The following is a 16,200-nucleotide window of genomic DNA, read 5'->3' on the forward strand; positions in this document are numbered from 1 at the left end:
ATGAAACGGATAAAACGTCTATTTGTTATTAGTGCAATGACTTGTGTATTAGCGGGTTGTCATCTTATTAGTCATACCCAAAAAGTTGAAGTAAAACCACCCGTTGATGTCACTGAACCAGATGATACTGGAGTGATTGAAACACCTCCTCAGATCATTAAACAAACTGATTGGAACACTATATTATCACCATTTGTAAATAAAATATTACACGTGTCACTTTCAAATAATGACAATAAAATTATTTTAATTAGTGACATTCAAAATCGTAGTGGTGATTATCTTGTAACAAATCAAATTGATGACGCATTACATCAATTGATGAATAAACAAAATATGTTTACAGTTGTCAATAAGCAGTCAACCAACCAAGCTAAACAAGCGTTAGGTATTTCGGCTGATGATAAGTTTGTGTCACGTGGTAAGATGATAGGGCTAGCTAAATCAATCAATGCTAGATATGTGCTATTTACAACTATATATAAAGCACCAACTGATAGTAATGATGCTAACCTTTCAGTTGAATTGCTATCAACACAAAACGGAGAAATCTTAACAAGAGTAACATCGAAAGACTTCCCTTCACAACAAAATACCAATAAAGATAATGTTTCAGAGGCACATGAATAAATGGGACCATTATTGATTGATGTCGAAGGCACTTCATTAACCGATGAAGATAAAGTGCTTTTGAAACATCCACTAGTTGCAGGAGTGATTTTATTTAGTCGTAATTATCAAGATCAAGCTCAATTAATGGCATTGATAAAACAGATTCGAGCGGCTTCTTCACAGCGTTTATTAATTTCGGTCGATCATGAAGGTGGGCGTGTTCAACGCTTTAGGCATGGTTTTACAACGATTCCTCCTGCACAATCTTTTGCGGTGCTTAATAATCTAGAGCAAGCTAAGTCATTAGCTTTTGATGCTGGTTGGGTACTTGCTATGGAACTCATCGCCTTTGATATCGATCTTAGCTATGCACCTGTTTTAGATTTAGGTCATGACTGCTTAGCTATTGGTACTCGTTCGTTTCATCAAGATGCTAATATCGCTTATCAAGTTGCTTCTGCTATGATTGATGGTATGCATGCAGCAGGTATGAAAACAACGGGCAAACATTTTCCGGGACATGGTCATGTAATTGCTGACTCGCATAAAGAAACACCCATTGATGATCGTGAAAAATCGTTGATTGAACATGATATGCAAATATTTGCTAAGCTTATTGCTGATAAAAAACTCGATGCGATTATGCCAGCACATGTTATTTATCCTGCTTTTAATAATAAACCAGCTAGTGGTTCATCGTATTGGCTTAAAACAGTACTTCGCGAGCAATTGCATTTTGATGGTGTCATCTTTTCTGATGATTTATCAATGGAAGGTGCTTCAATAATGGGCAATTATGCCGAGCGAGCGCAAGCGGCATTATCCGCAGGCTGTGATCTGCTTTTAGCTTGTAATAACCGGCAAGGGACGTTAGCTATTTTAGATCAATTAACTGCGTTAGATAAGGTTCATCCTTTAACATCAGATAAAGCAAAACGTTTACTAACCAATACAAAAATGACCTATTCAGAATTAACGAAAAGCTGTGAGTGGCAACATCGACGTGATAATTTAGTAAAACTTAGTGAAAAGTGGGCAAACTATGCAAGTTGCAATCATTGAAATTGATAATAACCAACTTCTGGTTGCGTATAATGATGTCGCTAAGGCGTTATTTTCTGATTATGTTTTAGTATTAAATCAACCATTTGATTATCAAAAGATCTTCAATCTTGATAATACAATCAATATAGATGAACAAGATAATACAATCATTGTTTTAAACTCTCAGCATTTTTTATTACAAAGAGTGATAGGATCGTCTAAAACCCTATTTATTTTACAATCAATTGATTATCTCAAAAAACGATTATCAAAAATCAAAGTAGTGGGGGAGCATGCTTTTGATATTTTTGCTACCCAAAGTTTGGTTATGCAAAAGCTCATTGCTCAAGCTAAAGCTTTTTCTATGCAACGCGAACCATTATTAATATCTGGTGAAACTGGCACAGGTAAAGATTTATTGGCTAATGCTTGCCATCAATATAGCTCTCGCGGTGATCAGACCTTTCTAGCATTAAACTGTGCAGCCATGCCCGATGAAGTGGTCGAAAGTGAATTATATGGACATGCAGCAGGTGCCTACCCTGGAGCAATTGAGAGCAAAAAAGGCTTTTTTGAGCAAGCCAATGGTGGTTCAGTGTTGCTTGATGGCATTGATGAGATGTCTTTTCAAATGCAAACCAAATTACTTCGTTTTATTAATGATGGTTATTTTCGTCGTGTGGGCGATGATAATGAAGTCTATGTTGATGTAAGAATTATTTGCGCTACAAAAGTCGATTTAGCCGAGTTGGTCGAACAAGGTAAATTTAGAAAAGATCTTTATTACAGACTCAACGTGCTATCGCTTAATTTACCCTCTTTGCAAGAACGTAAAGAGGATATTGCACTACTCACTGACATTTTTGTTAATGAGTTTGCCAATAAACAAGGCATTACACCGCCAAGGATTGATAATAATGTGATTGATTATTTGAGCGGTTACTCATGGCCCGGGAATGTAAGACAACTAAAAAATATCCTCTATTCAGCATTAGCGCAATTAACCTCGCCGATATTAACTGTCAAAGATGTTATGTTACCAACTTCAACCACATCGCAATTATCATGGGTGAGCAATATTGAAAATAAAACCCTTGATGAAATGACAAAACAATTTGAGAAAGAAATCTTATTAAAATTATATGGCCAATACCCAAGTTCAAGAAAACTGGCTAAAAGATTAGGTGTATCGCATACAGCGATTGCGAATAAGTTAAGGGATTATGGGATAGGGCGGTAGGTTTGTTTACATCATTGATGTTGTGGAATTTTATTAAGCTTAATACTGAATTTAATTAAAAAGTTATTTTTTAAATTTACTTATATTTTTAATTATATTGACTTAAGCTTATTACTCTTTATAAAATAGTTTATTATTTGTAAAAATAATAAACATGATCTTTCCTTGGTTTTTTATTTCTTTGCTGTTGGGTTTAAGTAGATTGGTAAAGTGTTTATAAATGTTTAGGAATAAATATGACATTACTTTCAGTTGTTTTGCCCATGTATAATTCAGAAAAGTATGCTTATTCTTGTATAAATAGTATACTTTCTCAATCTTTTATTGATTACGAATTAATTATAATTGATGATGGTAGTTTTGATTCTACAAGAGCTATTTGTGAGCAGTTTAGGTTTGACTCAAGAATAAAGTATTTTTATCAAAAGAATGGGGGATCGCATAAAGCTAGAAATTTGGGTATCGATAAAGCAAGTGGTAAATTACTTACATTTATTGATTCTGATGATATTATACCCAATAATTATTTTGAAGAGCTAATTAAAATGTATAAAGATGGAGTGGATTGCGTATTTTGTGATATTTATCATCAAAACCATGAAGGATTAGTTAAAAGCTTTTTTTTTGAGCAAGAAACTTTATCATTAAATAAAACGAAAGAGATCATTTATATGTTAAGCATTGATTCTTTTCCTGCTCCTTATGCTAAATTGTATAATTTAAGTAAAATTAGAAAGCTTAGCCTTAAATTCCTTGAGTCTGATAATTATTTTGGATTTGCTGAGGATTTTTATTTTAATTCATTATATTTAATTAATTCTCAAAAGTTAGTTTATACAAAAAAAACGTATTATATCTATAATAAACTTAATCAAAATTCTCAATGCAATAATCCTGATCCAGAAGTGCAAACAAGAAATAATATCGATAGAGCTAAAGTAATTTATTCAATATTACAATATATGTTTAATAAGAAACTTAATGTTTCTAAGTATAATGCTATTTTTTTTATGATTAGAAAGCATTTACAATGGGGTGGAAATGTTACTAAAGAAACATTGTTAAACTTATTAACACATTCAAATTTACCAAAATATTACATGAAAAGAATATACGGTTTCTCTTTAAGTATTTTCTTGTTTAGTTATTTTAAAAAATGATGAGGTCTTTTTATTTACCATGATTCCTAAAATAATTCATTACTGTTGGTTTGGCGATAATCCTAAACCAAAAAAAGTTTTAGATAATATAGCTAATTGGAAAAAGAAACTTCCTGGTTATAAATTTGTAGAATGGAATGATAATCACCTTCATTTAGCAAACAACAATCGGTATGTTAAAGAAGCCTACCAAACAAGGAAATTTGCCTTTGTATCTGACTATTTTAGAATATATGCCTTATGGACTGAAGGTGGTATATATTTAGACACAGATATTACTTTATCTCAGAGCTTTGATTCTTTTGATTATTTTTTAGGATTGGAGTTCTTTTCTTGTTATGAGAATTGGAGAGGAATAATTCACCCTATTTCAACTGCAACATTAGGGGCATCTAAGTGTAATGATTTTATTAAAGAAATTTTAGATACGTATGAGCATGATAGTTTTATTAAAAATGGTGAAGTAGATCTTACAACTAATGTTGAGCGAATTACGACTATTTTAAAAAATAAAAATTTAGTTGCTGAACCATTTGATAAATTTAATACTTTAAAAATTTCTCCTAAAGAAATTATTTTTCCATCACATTATTTTTGTGAAGAAATAGAAGGATACTTAAACTATTGTGTTCACCAGTTCTATGTTTCTTGGAAAGATGATACTGATAATGTAACTATTCCAATCAAGGTTAAAAAACCATTTAAAGTCAAATTTCGGATTAACAAAAAAATACAATTTGTTAGATTGAATAAAGAAATAATACCAAATAAAATATTAATTTCGTTTTCATTTAAGAAAAAGAAATATGCATTTATTATTGTTTAAATAGGATACTCAATGTTGCAACCTAAATTGACTGTTATAGTGCCTGTTTATAATACAGAAAAATTTTTGAAAAAATGTTTGGATAGTCTAATTAACCAAACTTTAAAGGATATTGAAATTATCTGTATTAATGATGGTTCTAAAGACAATTCACATCTTATTCTAAAAGAATATGCAAATAAAGACTCCCGAATCAAAATTCTTAATAAAACCAATGGTGGGTTATCATCAGCAAGAAATATGGGAATTGATCATGCTAATGGTCATTTTGTTACTTTTTTAGATTCTGATGATTATGTTGAAAATAACGCATATGAGTTAGCCTTATCGCGATTTGTTAGTGATGAAGTAGATTTTGTGCATTTTTCAACAAATCTGATAATGGAAGATAATGATTGTGAACGTTATAATCAAGATTATTTTCAACATAAATTTAGTGGTTTAGTTAAATTAACAAGTTACGTTATCCAATTTTTAGATGTTTGTGCATGGAATAAAATATACAAACTTTCGATTATCCAAGATTATCATATAAGATTTCCAGAAGGTAAACTATATGAAGATAATCCTTTTTTTTGGTCATATGCATTAATGTGTAATTCTGCATACTTTATGCCTGAAAAACTTCATAACTACCTAAGTAGAAAAAATTCAATTATGAATTTAACTTTAAAACTTTCTAAATCTAAAATTAATGAATTAAATCATGAGTTAGATAGATTATTGTGTTTCGAAGAACTTTTAACTTTCATTTTTAAATGGAATTTATTTTATAAAGTGGTTTTTATATTAGAAAAGTTTTTTGAACGAATTTTTTGGGATGAAATAAATCATTCATCACATAAAAACATTGAGAGTGTGTTAAAAAAATCGACAAATATAGTCAACAAATTTTCTTTAATCTCTTTATTTCCTAGAAATCGTTTTTTCAGAGCGCTATCGAAAAAAAAATATTATAAAATTAAATATCTTGAGTATATCACAAGAAAGCAACGTTTATTTGGTTTATATCATTCGTCAAGTAGCACTACTTTATGTTTATTAGGATTAAAAATTAAAAGGAAAAAATCTAAAAACAAACTGGAAAAGATTTCAAAAGAAACAAATGATAAGTTTAATAATTTATATAATGAATTGTCAAAGTTACAACAAATACTTGTTCCAAGTATTTTAAAACAAAAAAAAGGAAATTTTTTATCTAATAAAAATAATTTAATTTTCTTTAATCAAATGAATTTAAATCAATTTAAGTATTATTTTGAAAATTTATCTGTTGTAGCTAATTTAACAGATGATATTGATAAATCTAATGCAGTATTTTCATTTGAAAATCAAGATATTTTGGAAATGGTAAAAATTGCTGTAGAGGAAAATAAATTATTTTATTATATATACACTGGTTTTATAAGTAACATCTTACCTCCTTATGGTTCAGCAATGCCTACCTTTTGTTCTGCTATTTCATTTGTTTTAGACAGCCGAGGTTATTTTAATGATGGTAATGTGGCAACAGATCTAGAAGAACTTTTAAATACAGAATTTGTTAATGAAAAGCAGTTACTGAGATCTAGAAATATTATTAACAAAATCGTTAAAGAAAAAATATCCAAATATAATAATTTTAAAAGCCTCTCTAATATTTATAAAGAAAAGCATAAAAAAAACATACTTGTTGTTCAATCTGAACATGAAATTTATAAAAAATTTTGTAAAGTGAATTACTCCTTTGAAGATATGCTTAATGAAGTTATTTGTAATAATCCAAATGCGAATATAGTGATTAAATTTTCTATTAATTGCTGTGAGAAGCAGTTAAAACGCTACAAAAGTATATTAGCTAATTTAGAGTCGGATTTAACTATAAAATATTTTGAACATCATGACACTCATCCATTTGATTTAGTAAATCAAATGGATGAAGTTCATGTACATAATGATATGATAGGTTTAGATGCATTAATGTGTGGTAAGCTCGTATATGTTTATGGAATTCCTTTTTATGCAGGATGGGGATTAACAATTGATAAAATTTCACTACCTCGGAGAAAAAGAAAACTTTCTATAGAAGAATTATTTTATATTTCATATATTCTTTACTGTAATTATGTTAATCCTGAAACTCAAACTATTTGTGAAATTGAAGAAGGAATTGATTACCTTCTTAAGATAAAGAACATCTATCATTGATATCTTTTTTATATTTAATAACTTTTAAAAAATTACTTTTTTATATGATTTGAAAATTAGCAAAATGTAGTTAATTATATGATGGATTTTAACTGCATTTGGCTTATTATCGGTCCTAATCTTTAGTTAGGAATCATCAATAGTTTTTTGTATCATTTTATATTGTTAATTTATTAGCTATTTGCATATTAGTGTTGATATCATTTTTATCGCTAAAACTAATTTGCCCATTTTATGGGATGCTGATAAAATATTTAATTTATAATGATTTCTAATAAAATAAAAAATGAGTAGTTTACCAATCCTTTCGGTTGTTATTCCAGTATATAACACACAAATGTATATAGAAAAATGTTTAGACAGTCTTGTTAACCAAACAATAGATAATATTGAGATTATTTGTGTTAATGATGGCTCCACAGATAATTCATTTGCAATTTTGCAAAAATATCAAAATGCGGATAAACGAATTAAAATTATTAATCAAAATAATGGCGGTTTATCTTGTGCTAGAAATGTGGGGATTGAACATGCCAAAGGAAAATACATTACTTTTGTTGATTCAGACGATTTTGTTGAATCAAATGCTTACGAAAACTCACTATTATATTTTAATAATAATAAAGTAGATCTTGTTTATTTCTCTACTCGGCTTGTTATAGAAAATCATGTTAATCGATTTCAGGATGAGCAATATTTTGAACATAAATGTATAGGCTTAGTTAATTTATCTCATGATGTAATTGCACAAATGGATGTTTGTGTATGGAATAAAATTTACAAACTTTCAATAATAAAAAAATACCAAATTAGATTTCCTGATGGACTTTGGTATGAAGATAACCCATTTTTTTTGTCTTATGCCTTGGTGTGTAATTCCGCCTTTTTTGTAAATGATAAATTTTATAATTATCTTATAAGAGATGGATCGATCATGAGCCAATATAATAAGAAAGGTAAAACTTATAATAAAACATCACACGAATTAGATTCATTATTGGGCTTTGAATATTTGCTCAATTTTGTGTTTAAATGGAAGTTGCAAGAGAGATTTAAGCCCTTATTAAGAGATTTATTTAAGCAAAATATTTATGAGTCTTTGCGTCGCCTTCCTCTGAATAAACGGATACTAGCTTTAAATAAAGCAACTGAAATTGTTAATTTATTTAATCTTAATTTTTATTTTCCTCATGATCGTTATTTAATATTATTGTCCGATAAGTGCTACCATAAAATAGGAAAAATAAATGAGTTATTTTTAACAAAGAAACAACGCTTGTTAGGTATTTGGGATGCAAATAAATATTATATTATTTGTTTTTTAGGTATTAAAATAAAAATAAAAAAAGAATTGATACAAGTCTGTTATAAATTATGGTTTTGATTTTATTACTTACTGATCTTATTTTGACTTACAATAAAATTAACGAGTAAGGTGCTATTTATAGTATAATACTTAGTAATTCTATTCTTAAATACTTTATTATGTCTCAAAAATTAAATTCAATTACTACATTAAAGAAATTATGGCCATTTATTTGTCCACTAAAAAAGGCATTAATTGTTGCTGTGGTTGGGCTTTTAATCAATGCGGCTACAGATGCAACTTTAATCTCGCTTACCAAACCGTTACTTGATCATGGTTTGATGGAAAAAAATTATTCCCTTTTAATTGCGATTGCTATTGCAATCATTGGTTTGATTTTATTAAGAGGGTTATCTAATTACATATCAACTTATTGTCTTTCATGGCTATCAGGAAAGGTAGTAACTAAATTTAGGATAATGATATTTAATCATTTAATCAAAAGTCCTATAAGTTTTCATGATAGGCAATCTGTTGGTGATCTTGTTTCTGTAATTACTTTCAATACTCAAATGCTATCAAAAGCTTCTTCTGATGCATTGATTATACTTATTCGAGAGATAACATATGCAATTGGATTGTGCATAGTTATGTTATATGGAAGCTGGAAATTAGCTTCAGTCCTGATTGTTTTAGTTCCTCTAATCATTTTTATTGCTCAATTTATTGCAAAAAAGTTCCGACAAACAATTGCGTCAATGCAACAAGGGATGGGACAAATTACCACAGCTAGTGATGAAATGTTAAAAGGACATAAGGAAATTTTGATCTTTAACGCTAGGGAGTATGAAAAACGCAATTTTAATTACATCACAGATTGTGTTAGGCGTGGAATGCTAAAAATGGAAATTATTTCTAGATTATCTACACCTATCATCCAATTAGTTGCTACTTTAGGATTAGGTTTTATACTTTATTTAGTTGCTAGCCAAAATTTAGATATTACTCCGGGATCTTTTACTGTCGTTTTTTCTGCAATGGTTGCGGTTATGCGCCCGTTACGAGAACTAACAAGCTTACATGTAGAACTACAAAAAGGTGCAATTGCGTGCGAATCATTATTCGATATTTTAAGCTCCCCACTAGAAGATGATCAAGGTTCTATTGTTGCAGATAGAGTTAAAGGGGATATTGAGTTTAAGAATGTGACTTATACTTATCCTACTAGGCATACACCAGCACTCAATAATATTTCTTTGAAAATACAAGCAGGGCAAACAATCGCACTAGTTGGTCGCTCTGGTGCAGGCAAATCAACAATTGCGAGTTTGCTTCCTCGTTTTTATGATATTTCACATGGTGAAATATTGTTAGATTCTGTAAATATTAAAGAATATACATTAAGCTCATTACGTAAGCAAATAGGTTATGTTTCTCAAAATGTCCATTTATTTAATGGAACAATTGCTGAAAATATTGCTTATGGTGAAAAAAATCTGCATAGTAGAGATGATATAATTAAAGCTGCAAAACTAGCTAATGCAATTGAATTTATTGATAAGTTGGAAAAAGGTATTGATACTCAGGTCGGTGATAATGGCATCTTGTTATCTGGTGGTCAACGACAGCGTATTGCAATCGCCCGTGTATTATTGCGTGATAATCCGGTTTTAATTTTTGATGAAGCTACTTCAGCATTAGATAATGAGTCTGAACGACTTGTTCAAGATGCCATAGAAATACTACAAAAAAATCGGACGTCAATTATAATTGCTCATCGCCTATCTACTATTGAAAAAGCAGATCGAATTTTAGTTATTGATGATGGAAAAGTTGTTGAAGATGGAAGCCATCAATCATTAATCAATTTAGGTGGAATTTATGCTCAAATGCATAAGATGCAATTGTGTTCTTGAAATAATTAAAATAGATAATGAATAATATGACTAAAAAAAGTAATCCAAATCATATAAATGATATAGATAAAGACTCATCTACATGGAAGACCTTCTTAAAACTATGGCCATTAATTGCAGAACATAAGTTTATTTTATTTTTGTCTGTTATTCTATTAATTGCTAGTGCTTTTGCGGATACCTCATTGATTGGGTTACTTCGACCATTGCTTGATCGCGGTTTTTCTATGAATGATCAAGATTTTTTACTAATGGCACCTTTTTACATTTTTGGGTTAGTTTTACTTCGAGGGATTGCAAATTATGGATATTCTATTTTCCTTTCATTGATTTCAGGAAAAATTGTAATGAAAATTCGACAGAGGCTATTTAGTCATTTTGTTGATGCCCCTGTTAGTTTTTATGACCAAAACTCCACAGGTCGATTATTATCTCGCATTACTTATGATACCGATCAAGTTGCATCTTCTTCATCTGATGCTTTAATAACGATTGTACGTGAATCTGCTTTTATTTGTGGATTATTTTATACCATGTTTAGTAATAGTTGGCAGCTATCTTTATCTTTGATTATTATTACGCCAATTGTGATTAGTTTAATCGCCTTTATTTCTGTAAAGTTTAGAAAATTAGCAAAGAACATGCAAAATTCTATGGGCAGTGTCACTATGTCTGTTGAGCAAATGTTAAAAGGGCATAGAGAAATTATTATATTTGGTGCTCAAGAAGAAGAATCAAAAAACTTTGATAAAGTGAGTAATAAATTTCGCCGTGATGGTATGCGATTGGTTTCAATATCTGCATTATCTACCCCAATAATTCAGGTCGTTATCTCTTTTGCAATTGCATTTGTATTATTAACAGCAAGCAATCCTGATTTAGATATTACTCCAGGTCAATTTACAGTTGTTTTTTCTTCATTAGTTGCGTTAATGCAACCGATAAAAAGTTTAACTAGTGTGAATGCTGGATTTCAAAAAGGTATGGCTGCTTGTCAAACATTGTTTGCTATATTAGAGCAGCCAATAGAAAACGATAAAGGTTCTTTAAATATTAAAAAAGTAAAAGGGGATATTGCTTTTGAAAACGTATCATTTGGATATGAAACTAGGCATGAGCTAGCTTTACAAAATATTAGTTTTTCTGTTTCTTCTGGTAAAACCGTTGCTTTAGTGGGGTATTCTGGATCTGGTAAAACAACGATAGCCAGTTTACTAACTCGTTTTTATGACGTTTCACAAGGTAAAATTTTAATTGATGGTATAAATATACAAGATTTTACCTTGTACTGTTTAAGAAACCAGATTGGATTAGTGTCTCAAAATGTCCATTTATTTAATGATACAATTGCGAATAATATTGCATATGGTAAGATCGGTGAATTTTCCCAGTATCAAATTGAAGATGCTGCCAAAAAAGCTAACGCTTATGATTTTATACAACAGTTTGATAAAGGCTTCAACACATTAGTTGGCGAAAATGGTGTATTGTTATCGGGAGGACAACGTCAACGTATTGCAATAGCTCGAGCTTTATTAAGGGATAACCCGATCCTTATTTTAGATGAAGCTACATCTGCTCTAGATACTGAATCAGAACGAGCAATACAAAAAGCTTTAGATGAATTACAAAAGGGGAGAACGTCTATTGTCATTGCCCATAGATTGTCGACTATTGAGAATGCAGATGAGATACTAGTTATGAATGAAGGTAGAATTATTGAAAAAGGTACTCATTCCGAATTATTAAACATGAACGGCATGTATACAAAGTTATATAAAGGTAATTTTAACGACTAATTAATTTTTTCACATTTAGATTTAATAATTAATTACTAAAATTTATCTAATGAAGAATATTGTCTGTAATTGTTTTTAATATCTAATTTTGGATATTGTTTGGTAATTACGCATTTTAATAGTGCCTTTTTCGTTGAAAGAGAACAGTCATGTTGTTTTACGAATTTTAAAATATAAAAAGTATTTCTTATAATATTGGGTTTATTGTTTGTATAAATGCGAATTAGTATTTTCAATAAACCTAATTCCTTAATTATATTATCTTTTTCTTGCTTTCGTTTAATTATATTCGATCTTAAGATGGTCTCTAAATAAGTTACATTCATAACCAAAGTATAATTGAGTTTTGCTTTATTTGATAATGGTAACTCATTAATTTGTTGTATACACTTTTTTAAAACATTTTTTAATGTTTCTGTATATATATTGTCAATATATAGATTTGATAACGAAGATGATCGGACTCGGTGGAAATGTGCATTCTTATTATTAAAATAATAAGATGCTTTTGCGTTAGTCATAATAGCAAGTGATACCAGATGATCTTCATGATTAGTTCCACTAAACTTTTCTGTGAATAGCTGCCGTTTAAATATATATCTCCATACTACACCAGAGTAATTGACTTTTTCTAATAAATAATTTAGTAATTCTGTCCCCGATTTAAAAATTGTTGGTTCTATATCCATAATTTTATTTGCTGCATCTATGGGTACGTTAATCTTAAAAGTTGTATAGTCAAAGTAAAATATATCTAAGTTAGGTTCGGCTTTTAATGATGATTCAAATTGATACAATAGATTTGTATTTAGAATATCATCTGAATCGATAAATAAGATATACTCACTAGTTGCTAATTCTACTCCTTTGTTTCGAGCTACACTTACCCCCTGATTAGTTTGTTGAATAATTTTTATATAGTCGAATTTTGATGAATATTTTTGGATAATTAGCAGTGTGTCATCAGTTGAACCATCATCTATGCAAATAATTTCTTCGGGTAAACAGCTTTGATGAATTAATGAGTCTAGACAATTAGCAATGTAATTTTCTACATTATAACAAGGTATAATTATCGAAATAGGAGCATTATTATTTATCATATAATATTTTTATTAAGAATTATTTTTTTAAGAATAACTTATATTTTAAGTAAACCCCATAATAGTAAATAGCTTTGTAATAAGCTCTATTTTTCATTAAGTATTTAGCATAATTTCTTATTGACGAACTATCTGCACTTAAAGGTAAATTATCACTTTTCCATGGTGATAATTGAAAATAATGCTCAAAGATTTCAGATTGATAGACTTTAAACCAAGGCTTATTTTGTGAAATATAATGCAAAATTACTGTATAAGGCCTAATACTTTTTTCTTGATGAGCATCAATTGAAAGTTTAATTTTTGTATTGAACTTTATAGGAAGTAAGAGTGTTTTCTTTTCTAGCAAAATATTTAAAACGTCTTGATCTGCGAATTTATATATGTTTCCATCATTAATTAGCTCAAGTGCTTTTTCTGAAATATTTTCTTCACACCATTTTTTTGTATTTATTAGCAGTACGCCGGCATTAAAATATCTAGTTGAATCGATACGATACATTTCGCTAATTGTTTGTTGCATATCTTTTGTGTCACAGACTACTCCGGCAATATAATTTTCAATATTATATTCGGCTATTTGAGCTAATGATTGTAAACATATTATATCACTATCAAGATAGATTAATTTATCAGTTATTGTTTCTAATAATTTTGGCATGATAAAACGAATACACGTTGATATTGTAGCAATATGTAAGACTAAAGTTTTAGGATTAATTATGAAATTACTATTCAAATAATAGAGTGTAATTGAAACGTTATTGCTACTTAATTCTTTGAATTTATCAAGATTAATTTCGGAGACCTGATCAATAAATAAATGGAAATTTAGATTATAATTTGGCGTGTTTTTTATTACCGATAACATCGCAACTCCCGCTGGGATTGCATAATTATCATCAAATCCTAAAGCAATATTAAGTATTGAGTATTTAGGATCATAATTATTAAAAAGGGGTTTTATTTGATCAATAAATTTATTAACGTTAAACATGTAGACAATTTAGATATTAAAAATATATGGTTAATTATATATTTAATTCTTGTTAAAATATAGATTAAAAAATTGAGTAAGATTAAATAAATTTACACATGGCTATATTTTATTTAGAATAAAGGAAAGTCCTTTAACTAAAAGTAATAAATGTTTAACTTAAATAAATATATCAGTGAAATTCAGGTTTTTAAAGAATTAGAAAAAGAAAATTTAGATATGATGCACATAGCATTAGCATTCGACGATAATTATGCAATGCCAGCAGGCGTCACTATTTCTTCAGTTATCTGCAATAATCCTGATATACATTTATGCTTTCATCTGTTTATAGATCAAATATCCCCTGCTAATTTGGAAAAATTCAAACATTTGGTAAGTACAACAACTACAATAAAAATATATTATCTCAACAGTAATTTTCGAATTAATTCAAAGACATTAGTTTTAGGCTATTTATCTGCAATGTCGTGTGTTAGATTTATCATTCCTGATGTATTGAAAGATGAAACAGAAAAATTCTTGTATATTGATAGTGATATTTTATGTTTAAAACGAATCGACACATTATACAATACAGAATTAAAGGATAATATCGCTGGTGTCATACCTGATGATAATGTAATGAAAAATATTATAAAAGATTTATACTTAATTGACTCAGAAAAATATTTTAATGCAGGTGTTTTACTTATAAATACTAAACAATGGGCGATAAACAATTTGACCGAACAGTGCATGAATATGATAAATGATGGAAATGTTTATCGTTTTGCTGATCAAGATGTTTTAAATATTTTATTAGAAAATAAAACTCTACTTTTACCAATTAAATATAATACTAAGATTCAAATTTCAATTTCCTGTAAAGAAGAACAGTCAATTGCACCATATACTGTATTATTGCATTACGTTTCAGGATATAAACCATGGTACCAAACATTTAATTCTGAATTATTTAAAATATACTTTAAGTTATCCCCTTGGAAAACTACTAAACGCCCTCTAGCCTTAAAAAAATCTTGGTTACGTCATTATGCTAAATTCAGCTTAAAAGAAGGAAGAATTGCCATAGCATTAAAGTTCTATTATCTTTATTTGTTTAGGGGCTGTTGATCTTTTCTGTACATAAATTGCTCAACAATACATTGGCAGCCACATTAACATAAATGCCAGTGATACCATACTGGCATAATTCCTTTCTAACTTATCATATCTAGTTGATATTGAAAGATATTGCTTGATTCTAGCAAAGGCATTCTCGACTAAATGACGATAGCGATAAAGTCACCTATCTATACTGCTTTTATCTATATCCTTACCATAATTACGTTTAGCAATCACCGTTCGTCCGCCTTTTTGACGAACAAAGCACCGAAAAGGCTCGCAGTCATAACCTTTATCGGCTATCACTGTATTCACTTCATCGAGCTTTCCAACTAGGTTTTCTGCATAAGTGATATCATGTTGTTGTCCTTCAGAAAGCTCAAAACAAATAGGCAAACCACCACTATCAACCGCAAGATGAATTTTAGTTGAATGACCACCACAGCTCTGACCTATTTGCTCGGAATGCTCCGTTGCAGCGCCTGTACTATGTTGATGAGCCCTGATAATCGAGCCATCTAGGAACACCCATTCAAAATCCGCTAGTTGTGATAAATGTTTGAAAATATCAACTAATATTCCTTTTTTAGACCACAAATTAAATCGTCTATAGACGGTGCTCCATTCACCAAACTCTTCTGGCAAATCTCGCCAAGGAATACCGGTTCTCATTCGGAAAAGGATCCCTTCAAACGTCATCCGATGCTCGGATTTATTATAAACTCGGCCGGTATTTTTCATTATTTGTAGTAGCTTTTCCCACCGTTTATCTGTTAGCATTGTTCTTGGCATGATGAATCGAGTTAGGGTTGTTTTTTGCAGAATTATTATAACTCACATCATGCCGTCTAAAAAATAACCACTAAAGATCAACACGCCCTAATAAGTTTGTATGAATTGTTT

The 16,200-nt window shown here is 29.5% G+C and carries 12 protein-coding genes and 1 pseudogene; 10 read left to right on the forward strand and 3 right to left on the reverse strand.

Annotated elements, in window-relative coordinates:
- From GYY69_RS01290 to msbA (GYY69_RS01330), 9 genes are all read left to right on the forward strand, one after another.
- A complete protein-coding gene (locus tag GYY69_RS01290; RefSeq protein WP_174796053.1) occupies positions 1-630 on the forward strand; it encodes a hypothetical protein in 630 nt (209 codons plus the stop codon).
- Positions 631-1,674 carry a beta-N-acetylhexosaminidase gene (gene nagZ, locus GYY69_RS01295; protein WP_174796054.1) on the forward strand — a complete coding sequence of 348 codons (1,044 nt, stop codon included), beginning with the start codon at positions 631-633 and terminating at the stop codon, positions 1,672-1,674.
- Positions 1,655-2,896 (forward strand): sigma 54-interacting transcriptional regulator, encoded by a 1,242-nt coding sequence (locus GYY69_RS01300; protein ID WP_174796055.1) that lies wholly within the window; start codon positions 1,655-1,657, stop codon positions 2,894-2,896. The genes nagZ and GYY69_RS01300 overlap by 20 nt, the downstream gene beginning before the upstream one ends.
- 236 nt (positions 2,897-3,132) lie before the next feature.
- Entirely contained in the window at positions 3,133-4,056 is a 924-nt protein-coding gene (locus GYY69_RS01305; protein WP_174796056.1) for a glycosyltransferase family 2 protein, read from the forward strand.
- Between the two features lie 19 nt (positions 4,057-4,075).
- Entirely contained in the window at positions 4,076-4,882 is an 807-nt protein-coding gene (locus tag GYY69_RS01310) for a glycosyltransferase family 32 protein (protein WP_174796057.1), read from the forward strand.
- A gap of 12 nt (positions 4,883-4,894) precedes the next feature.
- Positions 4,895-7,069: a glycosyltransferase gene (locus GYY69_RS01315; RefSeq protein WP_174796058.1), complete on the forward strand. Its 2,175-nt coding sequence runs from the start codon at positions 4,895-4,897 to the stop codon at positions 7,067-7,069.
- A 286-nt stretch (positions 7,070-7,355) separates the two neighbouring features.
- On the forward strand, positions 7,356-8,453 hold the full coding sequence (locus tag GYY69_RS01320; protein ID WP_174796059.1) for a glycosyltransferase: 1,098 nt from the start codon (positions 7,356-7,358) through the stop codon (positions 8,451-8,453).
- 101 nt (positions 8,454-8,554) lie between these two features.
- A complete protein-coding gene (msbA, locus tag GYY69_RS01325; protein ID WP_174796060.1) occupies positions 8,555-10,291 on the forward strand; it encodes a lipid A export permease/ATP-binding protein MsbA in 1,737 nt (578 codons plus the stop codon).
- Between the two features lie 26 nt (positions 10,292-10,317).
- Positions 10,318-12,090 carry a lipid A ABC transporter ATP-binding protein/permease MsbA gene (gene msbA, locus GYY69_RS01330; protein WP_174796061.1) on the forward strand — a complete coding sequence of 591 codons (1,773 nt, stop codon included), beginning with the start codon at positions 10,318-10,320 and terminating at the stop codon, positions 12,088-12,090.
- Positions 12,091-12,125: 35 nt separating this feature from the next.
- Here msbA (GYY69_RS01330) and GYY69_RS01335 read toward each other — a convergent pair whose 3' ends face one another.
- Both GYY69_RS01335 and GYY69_RS01340 read right to left on the reverse strand, forming a co-directional pair.
- Positions 12,126-13,193 (reverse strand): glycosyltransferase family 2 protein, encoded by a 1,068-nt coding sequence (locus tag GYY69_RS01335; RefSeq protein ID WP_174796062.1) that lies wholly within the window; start codon positions 13,191-13,193, stop codon positions 12,126-12,128.
- A gap of 19 nt (positions 13,194-13,212) precedes the next feature.
- Positions 13,213-14,190 carry a glycosyltransferase family 8 protein gene (locus tag GYY69_RS01340; protein ID WP_174796063.1) on the reverse strand — a complete coding sequence of 326 codons (978 nt, stop codon included), beginning with the start codon at positions 14,188-14,190 and terminating at the stop codon, positions 13,213-13,215.
- Between the two features lie 150 nt (positions 14,191-14,340).
- On the opposite strand from GYY69_RS01340, the gene GYY69_RS01345 reads away from it, so the two are divergent.
- Positions 14,341-15,306 carry a glycosyltransferase family 8 protein gene (locus GYY69_RS01345; RefSeq protein ID WP_174796064.1) on the forward strand — a complete coding sequence of 322 codons (966 nt, stop codon included), beginning with the start codon at positions 14,341-14,343 and terminating at the stop codon, positions 15,304-15,306.
- A gap of 21 nt (positions 15,307-15,327) precedes the next feature.
- Here GYY69_RS01345 and GYY69_RS01350 read toward each other — a convergent pair.
- Positions 15,328-16,089: pseudogene (locus GYY69_RS01350) on the reverse strand (IS5 family transposase).
- Positions 16,090-16,200: the final 111 nt, after the last annotated feature.

It is taken from the genome of Gilliamella sp. ESL0250 (assembly GCF_013345045.1).
In the GTDB taxonomy this organism is placed as follows: Bacteria; Pseudomonadota; Gammaproteobacteria; order Enterobacterales; family Orbaceae; genus Gilliamella; species Gilliamella apicola_H.